Source organism: Pseudomonas sp. PS02290, from assembly GCF_029960075.1.
GTDB lineage: Bacteria > Pseudomonadota > Gammaproteobacteria > Pseudomonadales > Pseudomonadaceae > Aquipseudomonas.
In genome coordinates, this window is record NZ_JASCOY010000013.1 from 35,700 (window position 1) to 51,531 (window position 15,832).

The window sequence follows — 15,832 nt, forward strand, 5'->3', positions numbered from 1 at the left end:
TGGCTCCTTGGCGGGTGGACTCAGGTGTCCTGGGCGGCGGCATTCAAACCCAGCTCGCCGAGCACGCGACCACGTGACTCGTCATCGGCGAGGACGCTTTCAATGGCCTTGCGGAAAGCGGGCGCGTTACCCAACGGTCCTTTGAGCGCCACCAAAGCGTCGCGCAGTTCCATGAGTTTTTTCAGTTCGGGTACCTGGTCCACCAGCGAGGCGGGATTGAAGTCCTTCATCGATTTGACGTGCAGTTGCACCGCCAGCTCGTCATTGCCTTCATCCTCTTGCAGACGGTTTGGCACGCTCAGCGTGAGGCTCAGGGCCTGCTTGGCCAGCACCTCGTCGAACGTCATCTTGTCGATGCTGATCGGCTTGCGCTCTTCGACTTTTCGCTCGTCTTTGCGCAGGGTGTAATCACCTATTGCGAGCAGCTTCAGCGGCAGCTCAATCTCTTCCTGCGCCCCGCCCGTAGCGGGTTTGAACGTGACATTGATGCGTTCCTTTGGGGCTACCGATCCTTCTTTGGCCATGGCCGTTCTCCTGGTAATTAGGGCCCTTAGGCCTGTTCAAGTACGACTTCGAGGTCGAGGTGGCAGAGCCTGCGATAAACCTCTTCCTTGCGCTCCCGGGCCCCGGGAACCTGAGGCAGCAATTCGAAACAGCTGTGCAAGAGCGCCAGCACTTCCAGCGCAAGATCAGGCTCCCAGGCATTGATGCCTGAGTCCTCCAGCGTCTGGTCGAGGGTTTCGAGTTGGGTCCTGGCGAGTTCGTATTTCCTGGCGGTGAAGCACAATCGCGCCAGGGCGAATTGCCAGAAAAATCGTGCACGCCCGCGCTGAGCGCTGTGCAGGCCTTGCTTGAGCAGCTGTACAGCAGCTTTGAGGCCTTTATCGCGCAAAACCGTGACCGCGCTTTCCAGGACGGACTCCCAGGCTGGCTGGTTATCGGCGGTTTCGACTCTGCGAGGCGCACTGGCGGCCTGCAGCCGAGGCATGACGGTGGCACTGATCCAGGCGCGAGTCGCTGGATCCGCAAACGGCGTGCCGTCGTGAAAACGCAGCTCGATGACCTCCGGCAGCCGCTGAATCAAGAGCGCGAATTGAATTTCTACCTCGCGCATTGCCAGCTCGGCGTTCAGCGCGCGCAGGCACTCCCAGGCCATTCGCTGGCCATCGAACCAGAACGGCGCCTTTGCCAGACTCGCCTCCAGCTCGACCAGCAGATCGGCGTAATTGCCCTGATCGTATTGGTCTCGGTAGCACTTGAGCTTGTCTGCCGGAAGCCCGCGCAGCGCGGTGATGTGCTCTGAGTTGCGCTCTGGCAATGCCTCGATTGGCAGCCACAGCAATGTTCGGTTCAGGCGCAACGCGCGCAGGTCGCTGGCTTTTTGCTTGAGCCACCAGGCACACAACGAGCGTGCGCTGTCCTGCTGAAGTCGCAGTGACTTGTGCGCGTCTTTCTCGCTGTCAATCAGCACCGGTGAGGAAAATGGCTGAGTAAGAGGCGGCTTGACTGGCACGTCGGCGCCCCCAACGACACCGGTGTCGGGGAGGTTGTCAGTTACCCGTTGGGCCATATTTTTCAAACGCCGGGAGATCGGCAACAGCAAAGGTGCGTCGTCGCCCATGTGCTGGGTAAACACCGCATCAAGGTCTTCGAGGATCTCGACGAGGCGACTGAACAGCGGTAAATGCGCCTTGATTGCGACGTGATCAAAAAGCACGTGCTCAAGGCGGGGAAGCAGCCAGCCGATGGCTGCGGAGCGGGTGCGAATCTTGACGGGATGTACTTCAACCCAATGGCACACGCAGAGATGGTGAAGAAGCCCTAGTCCTGCCAACAGCCCTTGGAAGGATTCGCGCTGATACAAGGCCCACACAAGCCAGGCGACGACGCGAAGATCTTTGGATTGGGTGCGAAGCAGGTGCTCACTTTGTTCACGCACCTTCTGCCAATCGATCTGAACCGTTTCGTGCATGGATTGAGCTTTATTAACCTCGCTTTCCAGCGCCTCGTATTCGTTTGAAAAACGAACGTCTTCGCCCGCGAAGCTCTCTGTGGAGATAGAGGCTTGAGCACTTTCAAGATAATGATCGGACAGTGGAGTTGAATAAGACATTCGAGATCTTCAGTGTAAAACCGCGCCGATTTTAGACAATTAAATTGGCGGGCCTAACGGAATTAGAATAAGGACTAGTTGTGCGGCCGATATGTAACAAAACATCTACCCTTCAGAGGCCGGGAATAATACTCAGCGCGAATAACACTATCAAGCCCTCTATAAACGCGATAACCCCACTCATGTTGTAGGAAGTTTCTTCGAATATACGAGACTCAGGGTAACTTCTTTCATTCATCTTCTTTTTTTCTCGTTGCTCAGGCGGCGGGAAATACCCTGTCCAGCGTTCAGGACCGGGAAATCGCGATCATGCAACAGGTGCAAGGGGGCGCGCGTTCTTCCTCAGACAGTCTGCAATCATCCGCGCCGAGCAATGGCGTGAGGCCTCCATGCGCAAAAAACTGCGCACTTCTCCACCGATAAATCACTGAATGATACTGGCCAGCCCTTATGGAGCGGACCCTGCAGGTAAGTGAGCAAGAAGTTGCGCAGCACTGCGCAACTTCTTGCGCAGATTTACGCCACAAAGTCATTCGATAGACGGCAGTGAACCGTTAAACACCCACCAGACCGATGTTTAACATGAACCAACCCTTACTTGGCACGATGCTTGAAATAACACTTTGCCCGCCAGGCAAATTCGCTGGCGGGCATTTTAATTTATGAGGCAAGGAGCATTTTCATGGCGACACCAGCATATATGTCCATAACAGGCACCAAACAGGGCCTGATCACCGCGGGCGCGTTCACCGCAGACTCGGTCGGCAACACGTTCCAGGAAGGTCATGAAGATCAGGTCATGGTGCAAGGGTTTCAACATGAAATGATCATTCCGCGCGACCCACAGTCGGGGCAGCCAACCGGTCAGCGTGTTCACAAGCCGGTCAAGATCACCAAGGTGTTCGACAAGTCTTCGCCCCTGTTGCTGGCAGCGTTGACCTCGGGCGAACGCCTGACCGAAATCACCATCCAGTGGTATCGCACCTCGGCAGCGGGCACACAGGAGCATTACTACACCACCAAACTCGAGGACGCGATTATCGTCGATATCAAGGACTACATGCATAACTGTCAGGACCCGTCGAACGCCCACTTCACCCATCTGGAAGACGTGGAGTTCACCTACCGCAAGATCACCTGGACCCACGAAGTCTGCGGCACTTCGGGCTCCGATGACTGGCGCTCCCCGGTTGTTGGCTAAGTTCAGCTGACCATCAAAATCCCGGCTGGTAATACTGGCCGGGATTTCTGAGCCTTTGCGGCGCGGGCTAGCGGATTTTGCGGCAGATGCGCTGTCCAACCCCATGTTCGTGGGATCTAGCAGCAAACTCCTCCCGCGTCCTTTTAGCCCGCGACCGCTGTGCTTGCCTGGAGGCTCAATGAATCTGCACACGCCCCTGACCGATGACGCAGGCTCTGCGCCTCAGCAAGACTGGTTCTCACATGAGCACTACGCCCGGATCGGTGAGCTGATTGCCCGGCTCAATACCAGTGACACTCGGGAAAGCGTGTCGCGTTACCACGCCATGGCCGAGGGGTATTTGCTGGGACTGCTGGACAGCTATCACGTCAGCGTCGAGCATCACGACGCCGTGCGCCAATACCTGCACAACCTCGCCATTGCGCGGTTGAAGGCGGTCAAACCGAAGCTGCGCAAGTAAACATGCGCCGCTCAGCCAATGATGATCGTGCCGGCCGCAATGACCACGCACGCAAGGATCTTGCGCACGGTCAGCGACTCGCCCAAAAACAGATACCCCAGCAAGGCGGCAAACAGCACGCTGGTTTCACGCAGGGCCGACACCGCTCCCATGGGCGCGAGGGTCATCGCGTAAATGACGATGCCGTAAGCGAGCAGCGACACCACACCTCCCCCCAACGCGGCAACCAAACCGGGCCGGACCGTGAACAGACTGCGTGCGTCCCGCAGGCAGATATAAGTGATCGGCATCATTACGCCCCACAGGGCGCACATCCAGGCGGTGTACGCCATCGGCGCGCCGGACAGACGCCCGCCGATGCCGTCCGTCACGCTATAGGCCGCAATGAAACACCCGGTGCCCAGCGCATAAGGAAAGCTGGTCATGTCCAGTTTCCGGCCCTTGAACGCAAGAGAAATAATCCCCGCTGACACCAGTGCAATGCCGATCATCGCGCCGGTCTCGACCACCTCCCCCGCAAATATCGACGCACACAGCGTGATCAGCACCGGCGATGAACCCCGTGAGATCGGATAGGTTTGCCCGAGGTCGCCGCTGCGGTACGTGCGGACCAGAAACAGGTTGTAGCCGATATGCAGCAGCGCCGAGAGCACCGCGTAAGGCCAGCTCTCCGGCGCCGGGGCGTCCATGAACAGCGCCCCGGCAATGCTGACGATGGCCACCGCCACGCACATGACGGTCATCGACCAGAGTTTGTCGCCACCGCCGCGCAGCAAGGCATTCCAGCTGGCGTGCAGCAAGGCGGCGAAGAGGATTAGCAGGATGATGTGAGTAGGCATGCCCGATAGTAGTCAGTCGACGCCGGGAAACAAAAGCGACGTTTCTTCATCCAGCCATGAGTAAATACTCATGCCTCAGCCGTAGGTCTTCCCCGCCGCTGTCGACTCATCGAGCAGCCAATCGCGAAAACTGGCCACGTGTGGCTGGGTTTCGACCCCTTTCGGGCAGACGAAGTAGTAGGCCACCGGCGAGGGAAACGGCACGTCGAACAGCCTGATTAAACTGCCGTCGCGCACCTCTTTCTCTACGTGTCCACTGCGAACGAGGGCGATGCCCTGCCCCAACAAAGCCGCCTCCACGGTCATGTTGGTGTCGGGAAAACGCACGCTTTCCTTCAGCGAAGTCACACCCAGGCCGATGTTCTGGAACCAGACTTCCCATTTTGGCACCAGGTCGGAACCGTCCCGGGCCAACAGCGGGTAACGCAACAACTCGGCCGGCTCCCGGGGCATGCCGAAGCGCTTGAGCAAGTCAGGGCTCGCCACGGGAAAAATGTGTTCCCTGAACAGAAATTCCGAGTGCAGCGCGGGGTAGTTACCGCCACCCAGACGGATCGCGACGTCGGGATCGCCGCTGGCAAACTTGATGGCAGTGTCGGTGCTGTCCAGCGTGACGAGGATTTCCGGGTGCAACTGGGACAGATTGGGCAAGCGCGGCAACAGCCATTTCAGCGCATAGGAATAGGTCGTACTGACCTTGAGCCTGACGCGGCCGTTCTCTTCACGAAGGTCCGCAAGCGTGGCCTCCAGGTTCATGAAAAACGTCCGCACGATCGGCGCCAGGGCGGCACCCGCCGGCGTCAGGCTCAACGTCTTGCCGCGCTGAAACAGCTGCACGCCCCAGATGTCTTCCAGATGTTTTAATTGGTGACTGACCGCACTTTGGGTAACGTGCAGCTCCTCGGACGCGGAGGTAAACGTCCCGTGACGGGTGGCGACTTCGAAGGCGCGCAAGGTGGCGGTGGGTGGCAGATCTCTCATCTCATCAGGCCTCAAGGGGCGTGAGCGAAGCCGCCCACACCATGAATGATAGCTCATGGTAGATCATTATGCAGATTGACAGAGGGAACGACTCACTTATGACCGGACAGATCATTTACAGCGTGAAAGGCGAGAGCGACGAACTCAAGGCGGCGGTCGCCAGCGCCCAAGCCACCTTCAAGTTCTTCTGGCGCGAGCTGTCATGGGAGGCACGCAGAATCGTCAAAAGTCTGGACATGGCGGCGGTCAAAATGTCGTTCGTGCTGGACGCCGACGACCCCGACATCCCTGCCGTCGAAAACATGTGGGTCACCGACATCGAGTTTGACGGGGAGTCCATCAGCGGTGTGCTGATGAATGAACCTCGCAGGTTCACCTCACTGAAGGCGTCCGACCCGGTGACGCTGCCGCTGGCGGCCCTCAACGACTGGATGTACGTCCGCGGCGGGCATGTCTACGGCGGCTTCACGGTCGATGCGCTGCGCAGCGGAATGTCCACCGAGGAGCGCGACGCCCATGACCGGGCCTGGGGCCTGGATTTCGGAAAAGCCGGCAGCGTTGAAGTGGTGCCCGCTGAAGAAGGCCAGACGCCGCGACTGCTGTCCCGGAATCTGGACCGTGCGCAGGATCGACAGACCCTGGCCGCCCTGGAACGTAGCGAGCACCCGATGGCGCTGAACATGCGCGACAAGGTCGAAGAAGGGTTGCGCCAGCATCCGGAAGTGATCCGGGAACCGGACGCCGGCGGATGGCTGCTCCTGCACCGCGAAGTGCTGGCGGGCAATCACACGGTGGTTCGTGCACTGCTGCGCCACGGTGCAGATCCGCTCACATCCAACTGCAACGGCCAGACCTCGCTGGCACTGGCACGCGCCGCGGGATGGCCCCGGATCGTGGATCTGCTCGAGGGAAAGGACACCGACTACCAGGGTCCGGTCGAGTCCGGAGGTTTTCCTGTCTGGCCAATCGGCCTGGCGCTGATTGCGGCGGCGCTCGCATGGCTTTATTACTTGGTGATCGAACCCGTACGCGCGGCGGCCGCCGGTCTTAGCAACCAGATCCCGGGCCCGATCAACTATGCGGCTGCGTTGCTGATCCTCGGCTTCGGGTTGGCGGGCATGGGCCCCTGGTACTACCGATTGCGCCTGCGCACCCCGAAAGCGGGAAACAGCCGCGTGCTGGATCTGGTGGCGATGATCGGCGTCATGGGGCTTGGCCTTGTGCTGCATGATTATTTAGGCAGCTACCTCATCAGTCATCGGTAGTGACGTGGCGCGACCGAAACCTAAAAAACCATACCGCCTTGAGACATCGAGCGGAGCCGTTCCACGTCTCACGGAAACTGCGCGCGTTCATTGATTTCATGAAAGCTCGATTGAACGCCTGAGCAGGCTGCACGCCCTTTCTACGGGTCCGGGTCTGGCCGGGATGTAGGACCGGCTTCAGCCGGGAAGGCGTCAGGTGCCACACCGCATCCGCCCTGCTCCCCTTTGAGGCTCTTCATCACCGAGCGCCCCACTGCGGAGCAATGCCGTGCAGACCACTGCCAGCGAAGGCCATCAATACGGGCGGAATTTACTTGGCACGCTTATTTCATGGTTAAAAAAAACGACAAGCCGGACCCAGGTCCTTAAGTCTCGTCCACATACGCGCCTCGAATGCGCCAGGTATCGAAGCCTGATCGACCCCCACCGGGTTGATCGGGCTTTTTTTATGGATGCTGTCCATGACGAACTTTTTGACTCCCGACCTGCGCCCCACCGTTCACGTCGGCTTCCTGCTCTCGACCGAAGGCACCTACCGGCGCATGGGCCGCAGTGCCTTGCTCGGGTTGCAGGACGCGCTGGCCGAAATCAACGCCGACGCCCGGCGCCGCGTGCAACTGGAGGCCATCTGCGTCGACCCCCAAGGCGATCCGGCCGCCTACAGCAGTGGCGTCGCGCAGCTGCTGGGTGCGGGCGTCCGGCACATCTTCGGCACCACGCTGTCGGCGAGCCGCAAGGAAATCATCCCGGACCTGGACCAGCACGGTGCGCTGCTCTGGTATTCGAGCCCGTACGAAGGCTACGAAAGCAGCGAGAACGTCTTGTACCTCGGCGGATGCCCGAACCAGACGCTGTTGCCGTTGCTGCGCTACGCCCTGAGCCAGTTCGGTCGGCGGGCGTTTCTGCTCGGCTCCAACTACGTCTGGGGCTGGGAAAGCAACCGCATTGCCCGGGAGGTGCTGGAAGCCAACGGCGCTGAAGTGCTCGGGGAAAAGTACTGGCACCTGGGCGCGACTGGCTTCGACACGCTGATCGAAGGGCTGATTCAGGATCCGCCCGCGTTCGTGCTCAACAACCTGGTGGGGGAATCGTCCTACGGGTTTCTGCAGCAGCTGGATCGGGCCTGTGAGCGCCAAGGTCTGCGCCTGCCGGTGCTCAGCTGCAACCTGACCGAAGCGGAGCTCGATGGGGTCGGCCCGATGCAGGCGCTGCGGCTGCTGTCCTGCGGGCCGTTTTTTGAAACGCTTGACCCGGCGTTCTGCGAAGGCCAGCAGCGCCATGGCCCGCGCACCTGTTCGCACTATTACACCAGCGCCTACACGTCGCTACGGGTGTTCGCCGACGCTTTGCACGTCAGCGAGGATGCGTCGCCCAAGGCGATTTGCGAGCACCTCTACGGCCACCCGGTTGCCAGCGTGCTCGGCACCGTCAGTCTGTCGGCGCGCAATCATCACAGCGCGCTGGCCAGTCATATCGCTGAACTGCGCGATGGATGCTTCCAGGTTGTGCAGTCGGCGCCTCACCCCATTGCCGCCGACCCTTATCTCACTGTTACGGATGTACACGCCGATGGGGTCGACCGACACGCCACCCCGGCACCGCGCTTGAGGATCGTCAAATGAACACACGCGCCTTTCCTGCTTTCGACCAGGGTCACTTGCTGCTGATCGACTGCGATGAACGCAGTCAGGCCAATCTGGGCAAGAGCCTTCAACGCCTGGGTATCCACTCGCAAGCGCTGGATCACGATGGACCGTGTGACACCCAAGGCTGTTTCGCGGCGATCCTTGAAATCGAACATTTCGCCAGCCCCCTCGCCGTTGAGGCGCTGAATGCGGCCAGCATTCCCATCGTTGCGCTGACGGCCCACGAAACCCTGTCGCAGATCCAGCGGGCGCTGCAGCTTGGCGCCACGGCATTGCTCAACAAACCCATCAGCCAGGGCTCGGTGTACACCACGCTGATGATGGCGGTGGGATTGCGCGAGCGGCAGCGCGCCGATGCCGAACGGCTCAACGATTTGCAACAGCGCCTGGCACTGCGTCCGCTCATGGCCCAGGCCCTGGCGCGCTTGATGGTGACCCAGCGCATCAATGAGGCGACGGCGTACGAGCGTTTGCGCAGTCTGTCGATGCAGCTGAACCGGCCGATCGAAACGCTGTGCGTCGACCTCCTCGCGGCGCGGGACGAGGACCGCGCATGAACACCCTCAAGGCCTTGTTAAGTCGACCGGCCGTGGCGATTTCGCTGCTGTTCATCGTCACCGTGGTGCTGCTCGCGGCGCTGGCCCCGTGGATAAGCCCCTTCGACCCGGATGAGCAATTCGTCGAAGGCCTGACTCTGGAAGGCGCGCCCATGGCTCCGTCGACGCCGTACTGGATGGGCACCGACCTGCTCGGCCGGGACCTGCTGTCGCGGTTGATTTTCGGCGCGCGCACCTCGCTGTTCATCGGCGTGCTGGCCAACGGGCTGGCGGTGCTGATCGGTACGCTGGTGGGCCTGACTGCCGGCTTTGTGCGCGGCTGGCTCGGCAGCGCGTTGATGCGCCTGACCGACCTGATGATGGCCTTCCCCGCCCTGCTGCTGGCGATTGCCCTGTCGGCGATTTTCCAGCCCAGCGTGTGGATCGTTGCCATGGTCATTGCGATGGTCAACTGGGTGCAGATCGCCCGGGTGATTTACGCGGAAACCGTGGCGCTGAGTGCGCGGGATTTCGTCGCCGTAGAGCGCACCCTCGGCGCCAGTTCCCTGCGCATCCTGTTCTCCCATCTGTTGCCCCATCTGCTGCCGACCATTCTGGTGTGGGCGACGCTGGGCATTTCCACCACCGTTTTGCTGGAAGCCACCTTGTCGTACCTGGGCGTGGGCGTGCAACCGCCGACGCCGAGCTGGGGCAACATCATTTTCGAGAGCCAGACCTACTTCACCTCCGCGCCGTGGCTGGTGTTCATTCCGGGCGCGGCGATCATCCTCCTGTCTCTGGCGTTCAACCTGGTCGGCGACGCCCTGCGCGACGAACTCGACCCCACACTCAAGGGGCGTCGCTGATGCTGCCGTTCATTTGCCGCCGGGTCGGTTACGCGCTGCTGATTCTGCTCGGCGTGACCTTCATCACCTACCTGTTGCTGTTCCTGCTGCCTGCCGACCCGGCGCGGCAAATCGCCGGGCGCAGCGCGACCCCTGAAGTGGTCGCGGCGATTCGGGCGCAACTGGGGCTGGACCTGCCCTTCTATCAGCAATACCTGAGTTACCTGGGCAACCTGCTCCACGGCGACCTTGGCCGCTCCTACATCCAGCGCACCCCCGTGAGTGAACTGATCGGCGCGCGACTGCGGCCTTCGCTGGAACTCATGGCAGCCGGCATCGGCTTCGAGCTGCTGATCGGCATCAGCCTGGGCATGCTCGCGGCACTAAAGCGCGACAGCTTCGCCGACAAGCTGCTGATGGCGTTCTCCTTCGTCGGCGTGTCGGCGCCGCAATTCATCGCCGCCATGCTGTTTCTGTACTTCTTCGCCGTGCAACTGGGCTGGTTCCCCCTGGGCGGCTATGGCGGCGCCAGCCATTTGATGCTGCCGGCGCTGACCCTCGGGCTGCTCGGCAGCGGCTGGTATTCGCGCATGGTCCGCTCTTCGATGATCGAAGTGCTGCATCAGGACTTCATCCGCACCGCACGGGCCAAGGGCCTGAGCCGGGCGCGGATCGTGTTCGTGCACGTGCTGCCCAACGCGATCGTGCCGGTGATCCCGATGATCGGCATCGACATCGGCGTGTTCATGGGCGGGCTGGTGGTGGTCGAGTCGGTGTTCGGCTGGCCGGGCATCGGTCAGCTCGCCTGGCAGTCGATCCAGCAAGTCGACATCCCGGTCATCGTCGGCGTCACCACGCTGTCGGCGGTGGCCATCGTGCTGGGCAACCTGCTGGCGGATCTGGTGATCCCGCTGGTGGACCCGCGCATCGACATCAAGCAGCACTGAATTCCATCAACACAACGGGGCACAACAATGAAGATCAACGCGCTGACCCTGGCCGTGGCGGCCACGCTGTTTACCACGCCACTGTGGGCCGACTCGCCGAAAAGCGGCGGCGATGTGGTGGTGACCTACCAGAACGATGTCGCGACGCTGGACCCGGCGATTGGCTACGACTGGCAGAACTGGTCGATGATCAAAAGCCTGTTCGGCCGCCTGATGGACTACAAACCCGGCACCACCGAGCTGGTGAAAAGCCTCGCCGAGGACTACAGCATTTCCCCGGACGGGCTGGTCTACAGCTTCACCCTGGTCAAGGGCGTGAAATTCCAGAACGGCCGTGAGCTGGTCGCCAATGACGTCAAGTATTCCCTGGAGCGCACCGTCAACCCGAAAACCCAGAGCCCGGGCGCCGGTTTCTTCAGCTCCATCGTCGGTTATGAAGACGTAACCGGCGGCAAGACCACCACCCTCAGCGGCATCAAGGTGGTCGACGACCAACACCTGACCATCACGCTGAGCGCACCGAACGCGACCTTCCTGCACATCATGGCCATCAACTTCGCCTCGGTGGTGCCCAAGGAAGCGGTGGAGCAATGGGGCGCCGACTTCGGCAAACACCCGGTGGGCAGCGGCGCGTTCAGCCTGGCCGAGTGGAAACTGGGGCAGAAGCTCGAACTGGTGAAGAACCCGAATTACTTCCAGAAGGGCCTGCCCTACGTCGACAAGATCACCTTCGAAATCGGCCAGGACCCGACCGTTGCGCTGCTGCGCCTGAACAAGGGCGAAGTGGACATTGCCGGCGACGGCGTGCCACCCGCGCAGTTCCTGCAGTTCAAGAACGACCCGGCCTCCAAACAATTGCTGGTCACCGGCAATCAGTTGCAGACCGGCTACGTGACGCTGAAAACCACCCTGCCGCCGTTCGACAATCTCAAGGTGCGCCAGGCCATCAACATGGCCATCAGCAAGGAACGCATCGTGCGCATCATCAACGGGCGCGCAGTGCCGGCCAACCAGCCGCTGCCGCCGGCGATGCCCGGTTATGACACGCAGTACAAGGGCCTGCCCTACGACGCCGAAGGTGCGAAAAAACTGCTGGCCGACGCCGGTCTGGCCAAGGGTTTCGACACCGAGCTGTACGTGATGAACACCGACCCGCAGCCGCGCATCGCCCAATCGATCCAGCAGGACCTGGCCAAGGTCGGCATCCGCGTGCAGATCAAATCCCTGGCCCAGGCTAACGTGATTGCCGCCGGCAGCTCCAAAGATCAGGCGCCGATGGTGTGGTCCGGCGGGATGGCCTGGATCGCCGACTTCCCGGACCCGTCGAACTTCTACGGCCCGATTCTCGGTTGCACCGGCGCTGTCGAAGGCGGCTGGAACTGGTCGTTGTACTGCAACAAAGCGCTGGATGAACGCGCCGCCAAAGCTGACGCAATGGCACGCCCGGAACAACAGGCCGAGCGCACCGAGGCATGGAAGAAGATCTTCACCGACGCCATGGCCGATGCGCCGTGGGTGCCGATCTTCAACGAGCAACGCTTCACCGTGCGTTCCAAGCGCATGGGTGGCGACGACGCGCTGTACGTCGACCCGGTCCACGTGCCGGTCAACTATGACTACATCTGGGTGAAGTGATCTCGCGCTGGCCTGTTCCCGGTAGACGCCGGGTCACAGGCCATCACGCCCTGCCCCTTAGCAACGAGGTCCGCACCCATGTGCCAGAACTGCCTGGTCAAGACCATTCACAGCGTCAACAGCCACTTCGGCTGGGACCACAGCTTTACCCCGGTCGAGCGCGTGGCGCCCGGCACTACGTTGCAGATGAACTGCCGGGATTCGTCCAACGGCTATTTCACTGCGCAATCGCAAGTGGCCGACGTCAGCGTCATGCCCTTCGACCAGATCAATCCGGTCACCGGACCGATCTACGTCGAGGGTGCCGAGCCCGGTGACATCCTGAAAATAACCCTGGACAGCTTCAAGCCCGGGGGCTTCGGCTGGACCGCCAACATCCCCGGCTTCGGCCTGCTCGCCGACCAGTTTCAGGCGCCTGCGTTAGCGCTGTGGCACTACGACACGCAAACCCTTGCCCCCGCCGCCTTCGGTGATTTCGCCAAAGTGCCGCTCAAGCCGTTCGCCGGCACCGTCGGCGTGGCGCCGGCCGAAGCCGGGCTGCATTCCATCGTGCCGCCGCGTCGGGTCGGCGGTAATCTGGACATCCGCGACCTGGCGGCCGGCAGCATCTTGTACCTGCCGGTGGAAGTCGCCGGCGCGCTGTTTTCCATCGGCGATACCCACGCGGCCCAAGGCGATGGCGAGGTCTGCGGCACCGCCATCGAGAGCGCCATGGATGTGGTGGTCACGCTCGACCTGATCAAGCAAACGCCCTTGGCCACGCCGCGTTTCAGCACCCCCGGCCCAGTGACGGGGCACCTGGACAGCGCCGGCTACGAAGCCTTCACCGGCATCGGCCCGGACCTGATGCAAGCCGCCCGCCAGGCCGTCGCCAACACCATCGACTGGCTGTGCCGCGAGCACCGCATGCCGGCGGAGCAGGCCTATATGCTGTGCTCGGTGTGCGGCGATCTGCGCATCAGCGAAATCGTCGACCTGCCGAACTGGGTGGTGTCGTTCTACTTTCCGAAAGTGGTGTTCCAGTGAAGCCAGCCGAGCAGCCGAGTCTGTCGGTGGAGCGGCTGAGCATCGACGTCGGTGGCGGCGCGTCACGGCGTCGGGTGGTCGATGAGTTGAGTTTCGCCCTGTATCCGCGCCGCACCCTGTGCATCGCCGGCGAATCCGGCAGCGGCAAATCGCTGTCGTCCCTGGCGATCATGGGCCTGTTGCCCAAGGCGGCCAGTGTTCCCGGTGGCGCGATCCTGTTCGACAACCGCGACCTGCTGAGTCTGCCGGAGCGAGAGCTGCAACGCCTGCGCGGCAAGCGCATCGGCATGATCTTTCAGGAACCGATGACGTCGCTGAACCCGCTGCTGACTGTCGGCCAGCAACTGGCGGAAACCCTGCGCCGGCATGAGGCGTTGAGTCGCAGCGAGATTCACCAGCGCTGCCGCGCCATGCTCGACGCCGTGCGCATGCCCCAGGTGGACAAACGCCTGACCCAGTACCCCCATGAGTTATCGGGCGGCATGCGCCAGCGGGTGATGATCGCCATGGCGATGCTCTGTCAGCCGGAAATCCTCATCGCCGACGAGCCGACCACCGCGCTCGATGTGACGATTCAGGCGCAGATCCTTGAGCTGATGCGCGAGTTGCAGCAGCAGTTCGCGACCAGCCTTTTACTCATTACCCACGACATGGGCGTGGTCGCCGAGATGGCCGATGAAGTGGTGGTGATGAATCAGGGGCGCATGGAAGAGCGCGGATCGTTGCACCAGGTGTTCACCGACGCGCAGGCGCCTTACACGCGCAAATTGCTGGCCGCCGTGCCGGTGCTGGGCAGCGCCCCGCCGCCTGATGTCATGACGGAACAGCCGGTGGTGCTCGCGGTCAAGGACCTCAGCGTGCGCTTTCCTCTGCGCCACGGCTGGTTCGAAACGACGCGCACCGTGCATGCGGTCGAGGGCGTGAGTTTCGAGCTGCGTCAGGGCGAAACCCTGGGGCTGGTCGGCGAAAGCGGCTGCGGCAAATCCACCACCGGCAAGGCCTTGATGAACATGCTCAGCTATCAGGGCAGCGTCAAATTGCTCGGGCAGGAACTCAACGGTTTGCAGGGTGACGCGTTGCAGCGGGTGCGCCGCGACGTGCAGATGGTGTTCCAGGACCCGTATGCGGCGCTCAATCCGCGCAAGACCGTGTTCGATCTGGTGGGCGAGCCGCTGCTGATTCACGACAAGATGCCCGAATCCCAGCGGCGTGAGCGCGTGGCGCAGCTGCTGCAGCAGGTCGACCTGCCACGGGACACCCTTGAACGCTACCCCCATCAGTTTTCCGGCGGGCAACGCCAGCGGATCTGCATCGCCCGGGCATTGGCACTGAACCCCAAAGTCATCATCGCGGACGAATCGGTTTCGGCGCTGGACGTCTCGGTTCAGGCCCAGGTGCTGGAGCTGCTGGAACGGCTGCGCGCCGAGCATGGGCTGAGCTACCTGTTCATCTCCCACGACATGGCCGTGGTCGAACGCATCTGCCACCGCGTGGCGGTGATGTACGGCGGACGCATCGTCGAAATCGGCGCCCGTGATCAGGTGCTGCACAACCCGCAACACCCCTACACCCGACGTTTGCTGGCGGCAGTGCCGGTGCCGGAAGTGGGCCGGCGCCGGGATTTCAAGAGCTTGCTCAAGGAGCTGGAACGGCCCGATCCGATCAAAACAGCGGATTTTGTCGCGCCGGTGCAGCGGTTTTCGGCGGTGGCGGCGGATCACTGGGTGGCGGTGGAGTGATAACAGCAGTGACCGCTTAACGCTTTTCGGCCGTCAACGGCAGCATGCGGCGCAGGGTGTTGTCGCGGACAAGGTAATGATGGAAAAGCCCCGCTGCCGCGTGTACGCCGATCAACCAATAGCCCAGATTCCCGGCCCACTCGTGCCAGCCTTTGATTTGTCTGGCCAGATCAGGGTCGACGGACACGGGCGCGGGCAGGAAGAAGCCGAAGTACGGCATCGGCTTGCCACCCGCCGCCAGCATCAGCCAGGCCAGCACCGGTGTCGCGATCATCAGTGCGTACAGCAGCCCATGAACGAGGTGGGCCATCCCGAGTTGCCAGGTGCGAGGGGCCGGCGTGATGGGTGGCGCCTGGTACATCAGTCTGCCCAGCAAACGCAGCCAGACCAGTGCAAATATCGACAGACCGAACATGCCGTGCATGCCTGACAACAGCGAGCGCAACGTGCTTCCTCGAGGGGCGAACCCCTTAAGCTCGATACAGGCGTAAACGCCGACGAACAACGCCAGCATCAACCAGTGCAGGGACATCGACAGTCTGGCGTATCGGTGTGGGGTTGAAATCATGTTGGGGCGCTCGCTGAGTGGGAGGATGTTG

Annotated in this window: 15 protein-coding genes; 10 read left to right on the forward strand and 5 right to left on the reverse strand. The window is 61.8% G+C overall.

Features of this window, described 5'->3' with window-relative positions; translation table 11 throughout:
• Positions 1 to 20: 20 nt before the first annotated feature.
• Together tssB and tssA are read right to left on the reverse strand one after the other, a co-directional pair.
• The gene (tssB, locus tag QMX88_RS09040; protein ID WP_282368392.1) at positions 21 to 524 is read right to left on the reverse strand and encodes a type VI secretion system contractile sheath small subunit; all 504 of its coding nucleotides are present in this window, start codon (positions 522 to 524) and stop codon (positions 21 to 23) included.
• A gap of 26 nt (positions 525 to 550) precedes the next feature.
• Positions 551 to 2,113 (reverse strand): type VI secretion system protein TssA, encoded by a 1,563-nt coding sequence (gene tssA / locus QMX88_RS09045; protein WP_282368393.1) that lies wholly within the window; start codon positions 2,111 to 2,113, stop codon positions 551 to 553.
• Positions 2,114 to 2,795: 682 nt separating this feature from the next.
• Between tssA and QMX88_RS09050 the strand changes: the two genes are divergently transcribed.
• On the forward strand, positions 2,796 to 3,314 hold the full coding sequence (locus QMX88_RS09050; RefSeq protein WP_192172598.1) for an Hcp family type VI secretion system effector: 519 nt from the start codon (positions 2,796 to 2,798) through the stop codon (positions 3,312 to 3,314).
• Between the two features lie 178 nt (positions 3,315 to 3,492).
• Positions 3,493 to 3,774 (forward strand): hypothetical protein, encoded by a 282-nt coding sequence (locus QMX88_RS09055; RefSeq protein ID WP_192172597.1) that lies wholly within the window; start codon positions 3,493 to 3,495, stop codon positions 3,772 to 3,774.
• 11 nt (positions 3,775 to 3,785) lie between these two features.
• Here the strand turns inward: QMX88_RS09055 and QMX88_RS09060 are convergent, their stop codons facing one another.
• Together QMX88_RS09060 and gcvA are read right to left on the reverse strand one after the other, a co-directional pair.
• Positions 3,786 to 4,613 (reverse strand): DMT family transporter, encoded by an 828-nt coding sequence (locus tag QMX88_RS09060; RefSeq protein WP_282368394.1) that lies wholly within the window; start codon positions 4,611 to 4,613, stop codon positions 3,786 to 3,788.
• 75 nt (positions 4,614 to 4,688) lie between these two features.
• Positions 4,689 to 5,594: a transcriptional regulator GcvA gene (gene gcvA / locus QMX88_RS09065; protein ID WP_282368395.1), complete on the reverse strand. Its 906-nt coding sequence runs from the start codon at positions 5,592 to 5,594 to the stop codon at positions 4,689 to 4,691.
• A 98-nt stretch (positions 5,595 to 5,692) separates the two neighbouring features.
• Between gcvA and QMX88_RS09070 the strand changes: the two genes are divergently transcribed.
• From QMX88_RS09070 to QMX88_RS09105, 8 genes are all read left to right on the forward strand, one after another.
• The gene (locus QMX88_RS09070) at positions 5,693 to 6,859 is read left to right on the forward strand and encodes a DUF2314 domain-containing protein (RefSeq protein ID WP_282368396.1); all 1,167 of its coding nucleotides are present in this window, start codon (positions 5,693 to 5,695) and stop codon (positions 6,857 to 6,859) included.
• A gap of 461 nt (positions 6,860 to 7,320) precedes the next feature.
• Positions 7,321 to 8,481, forward strand: coding sequence for a transporter substrate-binding protein (locus QMX88_RS09075; protein ID WP_282368397.1), 1,161 nt, complete (start codon positions 7,321 to 7,323; stop codon positions 8,479 to 8,481).
• Positions 8,478 to 9,062 (forward strand): ANTAR domain-containing response regulator, encoded by a 585-nt coding sequence (locus QMX88_RS09080; RefSeq protein WP_192172588.1) that lies wholly within the window; start codon positions 8,478 to 8,480, stop codon positions 9,060 to 9,062. The genes QMX88_RS09075 and QMX88_RS09080 overlap by 4 nt, the downstream gene beginning before the upstream one ends.
• Complete coding sequence (locus QMX88_RS09085; RefSeq protein WP_282368398.1) at positions 9,059 to 9,907, forward strand: ABC transporter permease; 849 nt, start codon at positions 9,059 to 9,061, stop codon at positions 9,905 to 9,907. The genes QMX88_RS09080 and QMX88_RS09085 overlap by 4 nt, the downstream gene beginning before the upstream one ends.
• Positions 9,907 to 10,833, forward strand: coding sequence for an ABC transporter permease (locus QMX88_RS09090; RefSeq protein WP_282368399.1), 927 nt, complete (start codon positions 9,907 to 9,909; stop codon positions 10,831 to 10,833). Before QMX88_RS09085 ends, QMX88_RS09090 begins: the two co-directional genes overlap by 1 nt.
• Positions 10,834 to 10,860: 27 nt before the next feature.
• Positions 10,861 to 12,468, forward strand: a complete 1,608-nt coding sequence (locus tag QMX88_RS09095) for an ABC transporter substrate-binding protein (protein ID WP_282368400.1) — start codon at positions 10,861 to 10,863, stop codon at positions 12,466 to 12,468.
• 78 nt (positions 12,469 to 12,546) lie between these two features.
• Positions 12,547 to 13,494 carry an acetamidase/formamidase family protein gene (locus tag QMX88_RS09100; RefSeq protein ID WP_282368401.1) on the forward strand — a complete coding sequence of 316 codons (948 nt, stop codon included), beginning with the start codon at positions 12,547 to 12,549 and terminating at the stop codon, positions 13,492 to 13,494.
• On the forward strand, positions 13,491 to 15,233 hold the full coding sequence (locus tag QMX88_RS09105; protein WP_282368403.1) for an ABC transporter ATP-binding protein: 1,743 nt from the start codon (positions 13,491 to 13,493) through the stop codon (positions 15,231 to 15,233). The genes QMX88_RS09100 and QMX88_RS09105 overlap by 4 nt, the downstream gene beginning before the upstream one ends.
• A gap of 16 nt (positions 15,234 to 15,249) precedes the next feature.
• Here QMX88_RS09105 and QMX88_RS09110 read toward each other — a convergent pair whose 3' ends face one another.
• Positions 15,250 to 15,801: a cytochrome b gene (locus QMX88_RS09110; RefSeq protein ID WP_282368406.1), complete on the reverse strand. Its 552-nt coding sequence runs from the start codon at positions 15,799 to 15,801 to the stop codon at positions 15,250 to 15,252.
• Between the last annotated feature and the right edge of the window lie 31 nt (positions 15,802 to 15,832).

Excerpts from the sequence above, each read along its gene's own strand:
- tssB (WP_282368392.1), bottom strand. The coding sequence starts at position 524 with ATGGCCAAAGAAGGATCGGTAGCCCCAAAGGAACGCATCAATGTCACG.
- tssA (WP_282368393.1), bottom strand. The coding sequence starts at position 2,113 with ATGTCTTATTCAACTCCACTGTCCGATCATTATCTTGAAAGTGCTCAA.
- QMX88_RS09050 (WP_192172598.1), top strand. The coding sequence starts at position 2,796 with ATGGCGACACCAGCATATATGTCCATAACAGGCACCAAACAGGGCCTG.
- QMX88_RS09055 (WP_192172597.1), top strand. The coding sequence starts at position 3,493 with ATGAATCTGCACACGCCCCTGACCGATGACGCAGGCTCTGCGCCTCAG.
- QMX88_RS09060 (WP_282368394.1), bottom strand. The coding sequence starts at position 4,613 with ATGCCTACTCACATCATCCTGCTAATCCTCTTCGCCGCCTTGCTGCAC.
- gcvA (WP_282368395.1), bottom strand. The coding sequence starts at position 5,594 with ATGAGAGATCTGCCACCCACCGCCACCTTGCGCGCCTTCGAAGTCGCC.
- QMX88_RS09070 (WP_282368396.1), top strand. The coding sequence starts at position 5,693 with ATGACCGGACAGATCATTTACAGCGTGAAAGGCGAGAGCGACGAACTC.
- QMX88_RS09075 (WP_282368397.1), top strand. The coding sequence starts at position 7,321 with ATGACGAACTTTTTGACTCCCGACCTGCGCCCCACCGTTCACGTCGGC.
- QMX88_RS09080 (WP_192172588.1), top strand. The coding sequence starts at position 8,478 with ATGAACACACGCGCCTTTCCTGCTTTCGACCAGGGTCACTTGCTGCTG.
- QMX88_RS09085 (WP_282368398.1), top strand. The coding sequence starts at position 9,059 with ATGAACACCCTCAAGGCCTTGTTAAGTCGACCGGCCGTGGCGATTTCG.
- QMX88_RS09090 (WP_282368399.1), top strand. The coding sequence starts at position 9,907 with ATGCTGCCGTTCATTTGCCGCCGGGTCGGTTACGCGCTGCTGATTCTG.
- QMX88_RS09095 (WP_282368400.1), top strand. The coding sequence starts at position 10,861 with ATGAAGATCAACGCGCTGACCCTGGCCGTGGCGGCCACGCTGTTTACC.
- QMX88_RS09100 (WP_282368401.1), top strand. The coding sequence starts at position 12,547 with ATGTGCCAGAACTGCCTGGTCAAGACCATTCACAGCGTCAACAGCCAC.
- QMX88_RS09110 (WP_282368406.1), bottom strand. The coding sequence starts at position 15,801 with ATGATTTCAACCCCACACCGATACGCCAGACTGTCGATGTCCCTGCAC.